A 14193-nucleotide genomic window follows, 5' to 3' on the forward strand; every position below is an offset into this window, starting at 1 on the left:
TGCGCCGCAGCCTGCTGGCCGAGACCGCCGCCGGCCTGGTGGTCATCGCCCTCGTCGCCTGGCTCGGCCGGCTGGCGCCGATCGCCGCGCCATAGACGCGAAAAGGTCCCGCCCTCGCGAGGAGAGCGGGACCCGTCCTGCGTCGCCGTTGCCGCCTAGAGCGCGGTCAGGCCGGTGATCGTTTGGCCGTCCAGCTTGAAGCGGACCTTGGTCCCGACGGCGAGGTCCCTCAGCAGGGCCGGGTCGGAGACCTTGAAGGCCATGGTCATCGGCGGCCACTTGCGGGCCGGGATCGCCTCGTGCGCCAGGGTGACCTTGCCGGCCTTGGCGTCGACCGCCCGCACCACGCCGACGGCCTCGATCGCCGAAGCGGCGGCCGGGGCGGCATGGCCCGCATGACCGGCGTGGTCGTCGGTCTGGGCCGCGGCCGGCTGGGCGAGGAGGGCCAGGGCGACCATGCCGCCCGCGATGCCGAGAACTTTCATGAGCTTACTCCGTGAACAAATGACTTGGGGGCGCTAGAACCAGGCCCGCAGGCCCAGCACCAGGCTGGTGTCGGAAACCCCTTCCCCGGCGGCCCGGGCGTAGTCGGCGGTGCGTCCGAAGCGCCGCCCCCAGGTGACGCCGACATAGGGAGCGAACTCGCGCCGCACCTCGTAGCGCAGGCGAAGGCCAAGCTCGGCGTCCGACAGGCCCGAGCCCGTGCCGGTCTCGGCCACGTCCTGGGCGGCGAAGTTGAGCTCGGCGCGCGGCTGCAGGATCAGGCGCTGGGTCAGGCGCCAGTCGATCGCGCCCTCGGCCCTGGCCAGGACATCGCCCTTGCTGGACACGAAGACCGCGCCCTCGGCCTCGATCCAGTAGGGCAATAGGGTCTCGAACCCGACCGTCGCGTAGGTGCGCGACCTGGGCTCCAGGTCCTGGCGGACGCCCACCTGCAGGTCGGTGTAGAGACCCATCGCCCGCGAATAGAGCGCCTGCACCTCGCCGCTCTCGACGCCGTGGCGGTCGCCCTCGCCTTCCGACTTGATGACCAGCCGGTCGATGTCGCCGCCGAACCAGGCCTCGCCGGCCCAGTGATAGCCGTCGCCGCCCGAGCGGGCCTGATATTCGAAGAGGTTGAGCATCACCTGCGAGGCCTGGGCCCCGCCGTGCTCCTGGCGCAGCACGGCGCGCGCCCGCTCCATAGCGGCGGGATCGAAGACCCGGTCGGCCAGGTGGTCGCTAGGCGCCGGCGGCGCGGCGGTCTCGCGATCGGGCAGCGGCGGCGGCTCCATCGACAGTTCGGGCGACAGTTCGGGCGCCATCGCACCCATGTCGTGGCCGGCGTGAGGATCAGGCGCTGTCTGGGGAACCGCCGGCGTCGCGCCCATGTCGTGGCCCGCGTGCGGATCGGCCGGCGCCGGCGCGTGGTGGTCGTGCTGCGCCAGGGCCGGGCCGGCCCACAGCAACGGCAGCAGGGCGATCAGGGAGGCCTTCATCACGCGCCCTCCCCTTGGCCGTCGCGCACGCTGAAGACCTGAAACATCCCGGCGTGCATGTGGTAGAGCATGTGGCAGTGGAAGGCCCAATCGCCGGTCTCGGCGGTGAAGTCGAAGGCGACCCGCCCTCCCGGCAGCACGATCACCGTGTGCTTGCGCGGCATGTGTCCGACGGGACCGAAGGCCAGCTCGAAATAGTGGCCGTGCAGATGGATCGGGTGGGCCATCATCGTGTCGTTGACCAGCACGACCCGCACCCGCTCGCCATGCCGGAACGCATAGGGCGGCGGCTTGTCGCTGAACTTGCGGCCGTCGAAGCCCCACATGAAGCGTTCCATGTTGCCGGTCAGGTGGATCTCGATCGACCGTTCCGGCGCGCGCTGATCCGGATTGGGCTCCAGCGCCACAAGGTCGCGATAGACCAGCACCCGATGGCCGACGCTCTCCAGCCCCTGGCCGGGCTCGGCCGTGCGGTCCACCGCCATCGGCGAGAGCATCTGCACGCCGGGACCGAGCGGCACCTGCGGGGCGTTGTCGGGATTGCGCATGGACATGTCCATGCCGCCCATGTCGCCCTTGGCCATCACGTCGCCGCCCCGGGCCCGCGGCGGCGCCATGCCGGGCTCGGCCGCGGGCATGGCGTGGCCCATGGCCGCGTGATCCATGCCGCCGTGGTCCATGCCTGACATGTCCATGCCCATGTCGCGCATGTCGGCCAGGGGCCGCTCGCGCACAGGCGGGACCTCGGCGGTCATACCCGGCCGGGGCGCCAGCGTCGCGCGGCCCAGGCCCGAGCGGTCGACCGACTCCGAGACGATGGTGAAGGCCTTGTCCTCGACCGGCTGAACCATGACGTCGTAGGTCTCGGCGTTGCCGATCTGGAACTCGTCGACCTCGACGGGCCGCACATGCTGGCCGTCGGCGGCGACCACGGTCAGCTTCAGCCCCGGGATGCGGACGTTGAACACCGACTGGGCGGCGGCGTTGATAAACCGCAGCCGCACCCGCTCGCCGGGCGTGAACAGGCCCGTCCAGTTGTCCTGCGGGCCCCGGCCGTTGATCAGGAAGGTGTAGGCCGCCCCGGTGACGTCGGAGATGTCGGTCGGATCCATCAGCATCCGGCCCCATTCCAGACGCTCGGCCAGGGTCTGGTCCTTGCCCTTCAGCAGGCCGGCGATGGTCTGGCGCTGGAAGTTGAAGGCGCCGCTCTGCTGCTTGAGCCGGCGGAAGATCTGGTGGGGGTGAACGCGGGTGTGGTCCGACAGCACCACGACATGCTCGCGATCGAAGGCCACCGGGTCCTCGCCCGCCGGATCGATGATCATCGGGCCGTAGTGCCCGACCTGCTCCTGCAGGCCCGAGTGGCTGTGGTACCAGAAGCTGCCCGACTGCTTGACCTTGAACTCGTAGACGAAGGTCTCGCCCGGCTTGATCCCCGGGAAGCTGACGCCCGGCACGCCGTCCATCTCGAACGGCACCAGAAGGCCGTGCCAGTGGATCGAGGTCTCTTCCTCCAGGTCGTTGCTGACGTGCAGCCGGACGGTCTGGCCTTCCTTCAGCCGGATCAGCGGTCCGGGCACGGTTCCGTTGATCGTCACCGCGTGGCTGGTGCGGCCGTCCACCGAAATGGTCGCGTGGCCGATCTTCAGATGAATGTCCTCGCCGCTCAGCGCCGCGGGCGAGCGCTCGCCCGCCTGCGCAGGAAGCGCCCAGGCGGGCAGCAGGTCGGCCAGCGCCGCGCCGCCGCCGAGGATCGCCAGGGATCGCAGGAAACGGCGGCGGTCCAGAGCCCCGCGGGAGATACGCATGTCAGTCCTTCGTACGGCGCGCCGGGGGAGCGCCCTTCCGGACGCGACGCGGTCTCGCCCCATGCTACGCGCCCCGCGCGGCCTTCCCTCAACGTCCCGGGAAAATGTTTCAGGTCTCGGCCAGCCATTCGGCCAGCCGCCGACGGGCCCGGTAGACGCGGGTCTCCACGGCCTTGGCGCTGACCTTCAGCAGATCGGCCGCTTCCTGCTGCGACAGGCCCTCCAGGCTGGTCAGGATCAGCGGCTCCTTCAGCTGGTCGGGAAGCCGCGCGATCGCCCGCTCCAGCCGCGCCATCTGCTCGCCGCGCAGGGCCTGGGTTTCGGGCCCCGCCGCTGGGTCGGCGTAGTCTGGGACTCCCGGGGCGTCGATCGAGCGTTCCCCGAGGATCAGCCGCCGCACCTTCAGGCGGCGACCGCGGTCGCGGCACTTGTTCAGGGCGATGGCGGCCAGCCAGGTCGAGAACGGGCGCGCGGGATCGTAGCGGTCCAGCGCCTTCCAGGCGGCGACGAAGCTCTCCTGCACGACGTCCAGAGCCGCGTCGGCGTCGCCCAGGTGACGCCGGGCGAAGGCGTGCAGCCGGCCCTTGTGACGACGCATGAGCAGGCTGAAGGCGAGGTCGTCGCCCCGCGCCGCCCTGCGGGCCAGCGCGCCGTCCTCGTCGTCGACCGATGGCCGGGTCACGGGGTCTCGGGCGTGAGCGCTTCGCTGACGCGACGATCGAACTTGGCCGCCTGCGCGGGGGTCAGCTCCTTGCGCATGGCCAGCACGTGCTCGACGGTCTCCTTCTGCAGGGTTCCCATCGCCACGTGGAAGCGTTCGACCGCCGCGGCGACCTCGGGCGTATATTCGTGGCGGGCCTGGATGGCGGCGGCCAGCTGGGCGTTGGCGGCCCGCAGTTCGGCTTCCCGCGCGCGCCGGCGCACGGCGAAGTCCTGCTCCAGCGCCTCGATGCGGCGGTCCTGCTGGGCGGTCAGCTTCAGTTCGTTGTGGACGACGTCGTGCAGCGACGGCGCCTCGCGCTTGGGAACCAGATGGCCGGAGCCGAGCCAGCCGCCGCCGATCCCAGCCGCCAGGGCCAGCACCACGGTCAGCACCGCGCCGCGCGAGATCGCCATCACCGACCGTCCAGCAGGGTCGACGGCGCCAGGTGGGCGTCGACCGAGAAGGCCGCGATCTCCACCGGCCTGCTCGTCGTCGAGGTCGTGGCGAGGTTGCCGCCGATCATGCCGATCCCCAGGGCGGCCACCACCGCGGCGGCGCGCAGCGGCGTCAGCAGCATCCCAGAGGGCTGGCGCAGGACGTCGATCCGCGCCCAGACGCGCCCTTCCAGGCCATCCAGCCGGGCCTGCGGCTGGCGCCGCATCGCTTCGATCAAGTGGTCGAGCTGTTCGCTCATGTCGGTTTCCCTGGCTCTCGCCAGGACAATACGCCCGGCGCGGCCCAATCCCTCAACAAATGGCCAAGCCGTTCGCGCCCCTTGAAAGGGCCCGGCGGCCTTGCGGTCATATTGCCGCAGGCCTGGCCTTCAGGAGACCCGAACGATCCGCGGCGATGGTGAAAAGGCCCCGGCCGCCGTCGTCCTATCCGGAAAATACGAGGACCGCTCGCCCATAAGGCGATCGCGCGCAGACCCAGGCCTGGATGACGAGGTTTCCGCCCGGGCTTCGCCCCGGAAAACCGCAGAACATCGTTACTGATTTTGCGCGAACTCAACCTTAATCCGATCGGAAGGGCCGCCCGACATCATGCCGGTCATCAGATCGACCGGCGGCTTCGTGGAGAGCGCCTTCCCGGTCCATCCGACTTCCACGCCGGCGACAGTCCCGCCGCCGTCGTGAGAAGGCCCCGCGCTCAAGCCCCTTGCGCGGGTCTGACAGGAGCGCCGCCCATCCCCCCCTCCGGGCGGCGCTCCTGCGCTTTTCCTGTCAAATGGCCTTCAGGCCGGCGCGATAGCGCTTCCAGTTCTGCACATAGTGCAGGGCCGAGGCCTGCAGGATCATCGCCTGGTGCTCGCTGACCTCGCGAATGATCTTGCCCGGCGCGCCGACCACCATCGAGTTGTCGGGAATCTCCTTGCCCTCGGTGATCAGGGCGCCGGCGCCGATCAGGCAGTTCTTCCCGATCTTCGCGCCGTTGAGGATGATCGAGCCGATGCCGATCAGCGAGCCGTCGCCGATCGTGCAGCCGTGCAGCATCACCATGTGGCCGACGGTGACGTTGGCGCCGATGGTCAGCGGGATCCCGGCGTCGGTGTGCAGCACCGAACCGTCCTGGATGTTGCTGTTCTCACCGATGGTGATCGGATCGTTGTCGCCGCGCAGCACCGCGCCCCACCAGACGCTGGCGTTCTGCTTGAGCACGACATTGCCCATCACGCTGGCGGTCGGGGCGATCCAGTATTCGTCCTGCGGCGGAAGATCCGGCGCGATATCGCCCAACGAATAGACAGTCATCCGTACACCCCGTGTTCTTCCAAGGCTGCGACCTTTAATCGCTCATAAACCATAAAAGCCCCTATTGTAGATCCGGTGATTCGGGGTGGAACATCCTCTCATCGGGGGACTTTCCTTCCGTATCCGCCGCGGTCCATACCGTCCGCGGCCTCCTGATGACGGAGAACAGGGTCTTGCGTTCGGCGTTCCGGCGTACAGCACCGCCTTCCTGGGGCTCCACCGAGCCGCCCGGCCGCGCCTGCGGCTCCGTCTTCTGCTCCTCTCATCGACCCAAGGACGACGCCTTACGGCCTCGTCCTTTTTTCATGCCCGAATGGAGGCTTTGATGACCAAGCGAGCCCTTAAGCGGATGGTGCGCGAAGGCGCTGACGGCCGCTACGACGACGACGCCAAGGTGCGTCGCCTGCCGGTGGAGCATCGCGGCGGCTGGTCGCCGCTGGGGGAAACGGACAACGCGCCCCGTGATCAGAGCTACATCAAGACGATAAAACCGAAATCGCCAGGCCAGGCGCAGCTCATGGAGGCCATGGACAGCAAGAACCTGGTCATGGCGCTCGGTCCGGCCGGCACCGGCAAGACCTATCTCGCCATCGCCAAGGCCGTGGAGGCCCTCGAGGCCGGCCGGGTCAACCGCATCGTCCTGTCGCGTCCCGCCGTCGAGGCCGGGGAGTCGATCGGCTACCTGCCGGGCGACATGGAAGACAAGCTGGCCCCCTATCTGCGGCCGCTCTACGACGCCCTGACCGATCGCCTTTCGGTCAAGCGCATGCGGGCCCTGATGGCCGAGGGCGCCATCGAGATCGCCCCGGTCGGCTTCATGCGCGGCCGCACCCTGAACAACGCCTTCGTGGTGATCGACGAGGCCCAGAACTGCACCTACATGCAGCTGAAGATGCTGCTGACGCGCCTGGGCTGGCACTCGACCATGGTGGTCACCGGCGACCCGAACCAGTCGGACCTGCTGCCGGGCATCTCGGGCCTGGGCGACGTGGCCGACCGCTTCGAGCAGATGTCCAACATCGCCGTCGTCCGCCTGGAGGACCGCGACATCGTCCGCCATCCCCTGGTGGCCGAGATGCTGGGCGTTCTGTGACCCTGAATCTGTGATTTTGTAACAGTTCAAACCTCGAAAGGCTTGAGTATGAGGCGGCCGGACGGCAAGGTCCGGCCGCCTTAACTGTTTGCGGAACCCGCATGTCCGATATCACCGCCGCCCCACGCTCGGAGTTCACGCTCCGCGGCGTGATCCTGGGCATCCTCATCACCGTCGTCTTCACGGCCGCCCAGGTCTATCTGGGCCTGAAGGTCGGCCTGACCTTCGCCACCTCGATCCCGGCCGCGGTGATCTCGATGGCCCTGCTGCGGTTCTTCCGCACCTCGACCATCCAGGAAAACAACATCGTCCAGACGATCGCCTCGGCCGCGGGCACGCTTTCGTCGGTGATCTTCGTGCTGCCGGGCCTCCTGATGATCGGCTGGTGGTCGGACATCCCGTTCCTGGCCACCTTCGGCATCTGCGCCGTCGGCGGCATCCTGGGCGTGATGTATACCATTCCCCTCCGCCGAGCCTTGGTGACCAACTCGCCCCTGCCCTACCCGGAAGGCGTCGCCGCCGCCGAGGTGCTGAAGGTCGGCTCGGGTTCGCGTGAAGGCGCGGCCGAGGGCAAGGCGGGCCTGTGGGCCGTGATCGCCGGCACCCTGGCCTCGGCCGCCTTCGCCGCGCTCGGCGCGGCCAAGATCTTCGCCGCCGAGGTCGCCGCCTTCGTCAAGGTCGGCAAGGGGGCGACCGGCATCGGCGCGTCGAGCTCGCTGGCCCTGATGGGCGCGGGTCACCTGATGGGCATCACCGTCGGCATCGCCATGTTCACCGGCCTGTTCATCGCCTGGGCCGTGCTGGTGCCGATCCTGACCGGCGTGTTCCCCGCCGAAGCCGGCGCCAGCGTCGCCGACCACGCCCTGACCGTCTGGGCCACCAAGGTGCGCTTCCTGGGCGCCGGCGTCATCGGCGCAGCCGCCATCTGGACCCTGGGCAAACTGGTCGTGCCGATCTGGCGCGGCCTGGTGTCGGCCTTCGAGGCCGGCAAGGCCCGTCGCTCGGGCGGCGGCGACCTGCCCCGCGTCGAGCAGGACATCCCGCTGTTCGTCGTCGGCCTGGTGTCGGTGGCCCTGCTGGCCCCGGCCGGCTGGCTGCTGGCCGCCTTCGCGCTGGGTGGTCCGGCCGGCGCCCTGGCCCTGCCGCTGACCATCGCCGCCGTCGCCTACCTGGTGTTCGCCGGCCTGCTGGCCGCCGCCGTCTGCGGCTACATGGCCGGCCTGATCGGCTCGTCCAACAGCCCGGTCTCGGGCATCGCCATCCTGACGGTGCTGGGCGCCTCGCTGCTGGTCGGCGCCATCGGCCGCGGCCTGATCGGCCCCGACGCCGCCAAGGCCCTGGTCGCCTTCGCCCTCTACGTCACCGCCACCGTGCTGGCCGTGGCCGTGGTGGCCAATGACAATCTGCAGGATCTGAAGACCGGCCAGTTGGTCGACGCCACCCCGTGGAAGCAGCAGTCGGCCCTGGTGATCGGCGTGCTGTCGGGCGCGACCGTCATCCCGTTCGTGCTCGACCTGCTGGCCAAGTCGAACGGCTTCGTCGGCGCGCCGAACCTGAATGTCGTGCCCGGGGCCGAGCCGCTGGCCGCGCCGCAGGCGACGCTGATCTCGACCCTGGCCAAGGGCGTCATCGGCCATAACCTGCAGTGGGACCTGCTGGGCGTGGGCGCCCTGATCGGCCTGGCCCTCGTCGTGGTCGACATCGTGCTGCGCCGCGCCAGCAAGGACCGCTTCAGCCTGCCGCCTCTGGGCGTGGGCCTGGCCATCTACCTGCCCAGCGCCGTGACCGCCCCGGTGGTCGTCGGCGCCGTCGCCGGCTGGATCTTCGAGCGCGTCGTCTCCAAGGACCGCAAGGCCGAGGTCGCCAAGCGCCTGGGCGTGCTGATCGCCTCGGGCTTCATCGTCGGCGAGAGCCTGTTCAACGTGGCCCTGGCCCTGCTGATCGTCTCCACCAACAAGGGCGCGCCGCTGGCCATCGCCAACCCGCCGCCCGAGCACCTGGGCATGGTCATCGCCATCATCGTCGCGGCGGTCGTGGTCGCCGGCCTCTACGGCTGGTGCCGGATCCAGGCGCGGAAGATGGAAGAGGCCTGACCGGCCTCTCTCCGCTGAACGACGAAGACCCCGGATGGCCAGCGCCCTCCGGGGTCTTTTCGTTTGAGGGCGAAGCCTGCCCCTACTCGGGCGCCAGCACCGTGAACCGCAGGTCGGCCCGGCGCTCGAACCCCAGGGCCTGGTAGAGCCCATTGGCCCCGGCATTGTCGGCGTAGCTGTGCAGGAACGGCGTCTCGCCTCGCGCCAGGATCGCGCCCGCTACACGCGCCATCAGACCGGCGGCGTAGCCCTTGCCGCGAAACTCGGGCCGGGTGCAGACGCCGCTGACCTCGGTGAAGCCGTCTGGCCGCATCCGCTCGCCGGCCATGGCCGCCAGCTCTCCGCCGACCTTCACGCCGACGAAGTCGCCCAGTTCGTGGGTGCGCGTGAAGAACGGCCCGGGCTTGGTCAGGGTCGCCAGGGCCAGCATCTCGGGCGCATCGGCGTCGCCCAGCGGGACGATCTCGAAATCCAGCGGCTTCAGCGGCGTGACCGCTTCCGCCGCCATCTGCCAGCACAGGGCGCTGGACAGCACGACCGTCCCCGGAACCGGCGGAAGCTGCGAAAGCTCCACCAGGCCGCTGGTTCCATGCTCTCGCACCAGTTCGCCCAAGGCCGCCAGGCTCTCCGGCGTCTCGTCGGCGACGGCGGCGAACATGCCGAAGTCAGGATCCATCCGCAGGGCGCGGCCCCGCGTGACCGCCAGACGCGACTGGCGACCGGTCAGGCTGGACCAGACGGGACGGTCGAGGGGGTAGCTCACGGGCAGTACGCCGCGATCAGGGCCTTGACCGCGCCCACCACCGCCAGGGCCGGCTTGTCGTCGTCGTCGAACATCTGGCTGGAGGTGAACACCCCCTCGATCAGCAACATCATCGCATCGCCCAGGGCCTTGGGATCCGAAGCGCCCATCACCTGCGCCTTGGCCCGCAGGCGATCGCGCAGGTCCTGCTTGTGCGCCTGCGACACCGCCCGGCCGGCATGGCTGCGATCGGGATATTCGACGACGGCGTTGCTCAGCGCGCAGCCGCGATAGTCGGCCCCGCCCGAGCGTGCGGCCAGGCCCTCGAAATAGGCGACCATCTGGGCCTTGGGATCGTCCGGGAAGGCGTCCTCGGCCGACTTGAAGCGGTCCCAGAAGCCCTCCTCCACCTCGCGCAGCACGGCGGCGACCAGGTCGTCCTTGGACTTGAAGCTGCGATAGAGGCTGGGCTTGGTCACCCCCGCCTTGCTGACGATCTCGTCGACGCCGACGGCGCGGATGCCCTCGCGGTAGAACAGGTCGCGGGCCGTCTCGAAAATCTTCTCGGCCGCGCGCGGGCCTGGCCCGTAGGGCTGGAGATGCAGGGGGGCGTCGGCGTCGGTTTTCGTCATAGCTCAGAAGGCCTCTTGACGATGTTACTAACCGGTACGTACAACGCCATCAAGACCCGTACCGATCGGTTACATTTTCCGCGAGGAAACCCGCATGGCGACGATCCGACGCCCCTTCGGCCGCAACTACGCCTTCGTGGTGGCCGGCGTGACCTTCCTGGCCCTGCTTGCGGCCGCCGGCCTGCGGGCCGCGCCGGGGGTGCTGATCCTCCCGCTGGAAAAGAGCTTCGGCTGGGACCGGGGCTCGATCTCGCTGGCCGCCGCCATCGGCATCTTCCTCTACGGCCTGACCGGTCCCTTCGCCGCGGCCCTGATGCAGTCGTTCGGCGTGCGCAAGACGGTGAGCCTGGCCTTGGTGCTGATGGCCGTCTCGACGGGGCTTTCGGCCTTCATGACCCAGACCTGGCACTACGTCGCCACCTGGGGGGTGCTGGCGGGTTTCGGCAGTGGCGCGGTGGCCATGGTGCTGGGCGCGACCATCGTCAATCGCTGGTTCGTCGAGCGGCGCGGCCTGATGCTGGGCCTTTTGACCGCCGCCACCGCCACAGGCTCTCTGATCTTCCTGCCGGCCATGGCCTTCATCGCCGAGCACGGCGGCTGGCGCCCGGTGGTGCTGACCGTGGCCGCCGTCGCCGCGGTGATGGCCCCCATCGCCTGGCTGCTGATCCCCGAGCGCCCCTCCGACATCGGCCACAAGCCGTTCGGCGCGGGCGAGGACTGGGAAGAGCCGCCGCGCGGCTCGGCTTCCAACGCCCTGGCCGGCGCCTTCGGGGCCCTGGCGCGGGCCAGCAAGACCCGCACCTTCTGGCTGCTGTTCCTGGGCTTCTTCATCTGCGGCCTGACCACCAACGGCCTGATCGGCGTGCACATGATCGCCTTCTGCGGCGACCGGGGCATGCCCGAGGTCCGCGCCGCCGGCCTGCTGGCGCTGATGGGCCTGTTCGACCTCTTCGGCACGACGGCGTCGGGCTGGCTGACCGACCGCCATGACCCGCGCAAGCTGCTCTTCGTCTACTACGCCCTGCGCGGCCTCTCGCTGATCTACCTGCCCTATTCGGACTTCTCGATCGTCAGCCTGTCGGTGTTCGCGGTGTTCTACGGCCTGGACTGGATCGCCACCGTGCCGCCGACCGCGCGCCTGGCCACCCAGGCCTTCGGCGACCGCGACGGCCCGATCGTGTTCGGCTGGATCGCCGCCGGCCACCAGTTGGGCGCGGCGACTGCGGCGGTCGGCGCGGGCATGATCCGCGCGGCCCAAGGCCAGTACGTCCAGGCCTTCATCCTGGCGGGCGTGGCCGGCCTGATCGCGGCGGGCGCTTCGCTGCTGATCCGGCGGGAAGTGAAGGCGGCGGCGATCTGAACCCGCCTCCTCCGTACCCCCCCCCCCCCGCGAAAGCGGGGACCCAGGTGTTCTATCGTCGAGCGCCCAGGCTTTCGTGGGGATTTTACGGATGGGTGACACTCGAACAAGAACGGCCGCCCCGGCGAAACCGGGGCGGCCGCTTCCTGCCTGAACAGGCGAAAGGCTTAGTCGAGGTCTTCGGCCAGGATGGCCATCTCGAACATGTACGAGCCGTCCTCGTCCTCGTCCTGGAAGACGACGCCGATGAATTCGCCCTTCACTTCGACTTCGGCCGAGTCCTTTTGCTTGGGACGGGCCTTCACGGCGATGTGCGGGTTGCCGAAGGTGCGCTTCAGGTGGGCTTCGAGCTTGGCGATGGCGGCGGCGTCCACGGGGGGCTCCTGATCTCGTTGTTGGGCTTTCGCCCCCGTGGGGCGGAATGGCGGGAAACTAGAGGTCCACGGCGCAAAGTGTAAGGCCTTTTGCGCGGGCGCCCGATCAGGTCTGTTGAGAAAACGGCGGCGAAGGCGAGGCCCGCCCCTGCTCGACCAGCCAGTCGCGGAACCGCCGGGCCCCGCGCGAGGCGCCGGAGAGGGGCGTCAGCGCGCACAGCAGGGTGGGCTGGGGAACCATGCCCAGCGGCGCGACCAGCCGGCCGGCCGCAAGATCGCGCTCGACGAAGGCGTGCGGAACCATGGCTGCGCCCAGCCCGGCCGCCGCGGCCTCGATCATGTAGAAATAGTGGTCGAACTCGCGCACCAGGCCGGCCGGCGACAAGGCCACGCCCGCCCCCTCGGCCCACTGGTCCCAGCCGTGCAGGAAGGTGCGGGTGTGCAGGCGCGGCAGCGTCAAAAGGCCCTCTACGCTGGACGCCTTCGCCGCCAGATCGGGCGCCACAACCGGCCCGACATGTGTGTCGAGAAAGGCCGTCGCCTCGCCGTCCGGCGACGGCGGACCATCGGGGTCGCGCATGCGGATGGCCAGGTCGATCCCGTCGGCGCGAAAGTCGAACGGCCCGTTGGACTCGGCCACCCGCACCGGCGTGTCGGGAAAGCGCTCCAGGAAGTCGGGCAGGCGCGGGATCAGCCACTTCATGGCGAAGGTCGGCAGGCACGACACCACCGTCGGACGCGGCTCGTCCTCGGGCGGGCGCGGCACGGATTCCTCGAGGATGTCGAAGGCCCGCGTCAGGCCCTGGGCCAGCTTCAGCCCCGCCTCGGTCATGACCAGGCGATTGCGCGGCCCCTCGGTCAGGGCGACGCCGAGATGGTCCTCCAACTGGCGGACCTGTCGGCTGACCGCGCCGTGGGTGACGCACAGTTCGTCGGCGGCCAGGGTCATGCGGCCGCGGCGGCCGAAGGCCTCGAAGGCGCGCAGGGCGTTTAGCGGGGGCAGCGGACGTCGGGCCATGTGACGAAACCTCACAGACCTCGACCGATAAGTCGTTAGCCGCGCCGGGGCAACCGCCGGATAAACGGCGCATGGACAGACAGCGGAAAATCACGCCGGCCCAATGGGCGGCGGTCGCGGCGCTGTGGGCGCTGGCGGTCTATGGGATGACGGCAAAGCCGGTGGAGAGGCCGGAGACGGCGCGGCTCGTGGCGTGCCTCCCCCACCCGTAAAATCCCCGCGAGAGCGGGGATTTTACGGAAAAAGGTCCCATTTTTGTGGATGGAAGCCCCCTTCAGATCACGTAGTCGTACACCACGTCGGCCAGGGTGTGGTCCATGGTCCTGGCCGGCTCTTCGCAGGTGGGGCAGTTGACGATGCGGGCCGGCACGCCGGCGGCGGTGCAGTGGGCCGGGATGGGCTTGAGCACCACCGAGCCCGAGGCCACCTTGGCGTAGTCGCCGATCTGGATATTGCCCAGCACCTTAGCGCCCGCGCCCAGCAGCACGCCCTTGCCGATCTTGGGGTGGCGGTCGCCGCGCTCGGCGCCGGTGCCGCCCAGGGTCACGCCGTGCAGCATCGAGACGTCGTCGCCGACCACCGCCGTCTCGCCGATGACGATGCCGGTGCCGTGGTCGATGAACACGCCCGCGCCCACGCGCGAGGCCGGGTGGATGTCGACCTGGAACACCTCGCTGGCGCGGCTCTGCAGGTAGAAGGCCAGGGTCTCGCGATTGTTCTCCCACAGCCAGTGCGACACGCGGTGGGTCTGCAGCGCCAGGAAGCCCTTGAAGAACAGGAACGGCTGGACATAGCCCTTGGTGGCCGGGTCGCGCTCGAACACCGCGCGCAGGTCGGCCTCGGCGGCGGCCACCAGGGCCGGGTCGCTCTCGAAGGCCTCGGCGGCGAACTCGCGGGCGGTCATGGCCCGCATCTCCTGGTCGCCCAGCTTACGGGCCAACTGGAAGGTCAGGGCGTCGGCCAGGTTGTCGTGGCTGAGAATGACGGCGTTGAGCAGCGACGCCAGGGCCGGTTCGGCCTTGGCGGCATGTTCGGCCTGGTTGCGCAGCGCGGCCCAGACGGGCGGCGCGGCCTTATCGGTCACGACTTCTAAAGGCTTGGCCACGGGGCTCTCCCTTCCCAGCGGTGACTAGAGCATATT

The 14193-nt window shown here is 69.6% G+C and carries 15 protein-coding genes; 3 read left to right on the plus strand and 12 right to left on the minus strand.

The genetic code is table 11. The features are described 5' to 3' along the window. Positions 1-155: 155 nt before the first annotated feature. The 7 genes from ACODR1_RS18785 to ACODR1_RS18815 form a co-directional block, all read right to left on the minus strand. Positions 156-485, minus strand: a complete 330-nt coding sequence (locus tag ACODR1_RS18785; protein ID WP_488881817.1) for a copper-binding protein — start codon at positions 483-485, stop codon at positions 156-158. Positions 486-518: 33 nt separating this feature from the next. Continuing rightward, positions 519-1478, minus strand: a complete 960-nt coding sequence (locus tag ACODR1_RS18790) for a copper resistance protein B (RefSeq protein ID WP_488881818.1) — start codon at positions 1476-1478, stop codon at positions 519-521. Then, the gene (locus ACODR1_RS18795; protein ID WP_488881819.1) at positions 1478-3286 is read right to left on the minus strand and encodes a copper resistance system multicopper oxidase; all 1809 of its coding nucleotides are present in this window, start codon (positions 3284-3286) and stop codon (positions 1478-1480) included. The genes ACODR1_RS18790 and ACODR1_RS18795 overlap by 1 nt, the downstream gene beginning before the upstream one ends. Positions 3287-3395: 109 nt before the next feature. Beyond that, complete coding sequence (locus ACODR1_RS18800) at positions 3396-3968, minus strand: RNA polymerase sigma factor (RefSeq protein WP_488881820.1); 573 nt, start codon at positions 3966-3968, stop codon at positions 3396-3398. After that, positions 3965-4402, minus strand: coding sequence for a periplasmic heavy metal sensor (locus tag ACODR1_RS18805; RefSeq protein WP_488881821.1), 438 nt, complete (start codon positions 4400-4402; stop codon positions 3965-3967). Before ACODR1_RS18805 ends, ACODR1_RS18800 begins: the two co-directional genes overlap by 4 nt. After that, complete coding sequence (locus tag ACODR1_RS18810; protein WP_488881822.1) at positions 4402-4683, minus strand: hypothetical protein; 282 nt, start codon at positions 4681-4683, stop codon at positions 4402-4404. The genes ACODR1_RS18805 and ACODR1_RS18810 overlap by 1 nt, the downstream gene beginning before the upstream one ends. A 529-nt stretch (positions 4684-5212) precedes the next feature. Continuing rightward, a complete protein-coding gene (locus tag ACODR1_RS18815) occupies positions 5213-5740 on the minus strand; it encodes a gamma carbonic anhydrase family protein (RefSeq protein WP_488881823.1) in 528 nt (175 codons plus the stop codon). Positions 5741-6053: 313 nt separating this feature from the next. Here ACODR1_RS18815 and ACODR1_RS18820 point away from each other — a divergent pair, with 313 nt between their 5' ends. Together ACODR1_RS18820 and ACODR1_RS18825 are read left to right on the plus strand one after the other, a co-directional pair. Then, positions 6054-6833: a PhoH family protein gene (locus ACODR1_RS18820; protein ID WP_154112524.1), complete on the plus strand. Its 780-nt coding sequence runs from the start codon at positions 6054-6056 to the stop codon at positions 6831-6833. Positions 6834-6934: 101 nt separating this feature from the next. Beyond that, positions 6935-8926 carry an OPT family oligopeptide transporter gene (locus ACODR1_RS18825; protein ID WP_488881824.1) on the plus strand — a complete coding sequence of 664 codons (1992 nt, stop codon included), beginning with the start codon at positions 6935-6937 and terminating at the stop codon, positions 8924-8926. Between the two features lie 82 nt (positions 8927-9008). Here the strand turns inward: ACODR1_RS18825 and ACODR1_RS18830 are convergent, their stop codons facing one another. Together ACODR1_RS18830 and ACODR1_RS18835 are read right to left on the minus strand one after the other, a co-directional pair. Then, positions 9009-9689, minus strand: coding sequence for a GNAT family N-acetyltransferase (locus tag ACODR1_RS18830; RefSeq protein ID WP_488881825.1), 681 nt, complete (start codon positions 9687-9689; stop codon positions 9009-9011). Further along, positions 9686-10300: a TetR/AcrR family transcriptional regulator gene (locus ACODR1_RS18835; RefSeq protein WP_488881826.1), complete on the minus strand. Its 615-nt coding sequence runs from the start codon at positions 10298-10300 to the stop codon at positions 9686-9688. The genes ACODR1_RS18830 and ACODR1_RS18835 overlap by 4 nt, the downstream gene beginning before the upstream one ends. A 94-nt stretch (positions 10301-10394) precedes the next feature. On the opposite strand from ACODR1_RS18835, the gene ACODR1_RS18840 reads away from it, so the two are divergent. After that, positions 10395-11660, plus strand: coding sequence for an MFS transporter (locus tag ACODR1_RS18840; RefSeq protein ID WP_488881827.1), 1266 nt, complete (start codon positions 10395-10397; stop codon positions 11658-11660). Between the two features lie 167 nt (positions 11661-11827). Here the strand turns inward: ACODR1_RS18840 and ACODR1_RS18845 are convergent, their stop codons facing one another. From ACODR1_RS18845 to cysE, 3 genes are all read right to left on the minus strand, one after another. Next, entirely contained in the window at positions 11828-12034 is a 207-nt protein-coding gene (locus tag ACODR1_RS18845; RefSeq protein WP_101711814.1) for a DUF3126 family protein, read from the minus strand. 106 nt (positions 12035-12140) lie between these two features. Beyond that, a complete protein-coding gene (locus ACODR1_RS18850) occupies positions 12141-13052 on the minus strand; it encodes a LysR substrate-binding domain-containing protein (protein ID WP_488881828.1) in 912 nt (303 codons plus the stop codon). 274 nt (positions 13053-13326) lie between these two features. After that, the gene (gene cysE, locus ACODR1_RS18855) at positions 13327-14157 is read right to left on the minus strand and encodes a serine O-acetyltransferase (RefSeq protein ID WP_101716655.1); all 831 of its coding nucleotides are present in this window, start codon (positions 14155-14157) and stop codon (positions 13327-13329) included. Positions 14158-14193 lie beyond the last annotated feature (36 nt).

The organism is Caulobacter sp. FG7 (genome assembly GCF_057808875.1).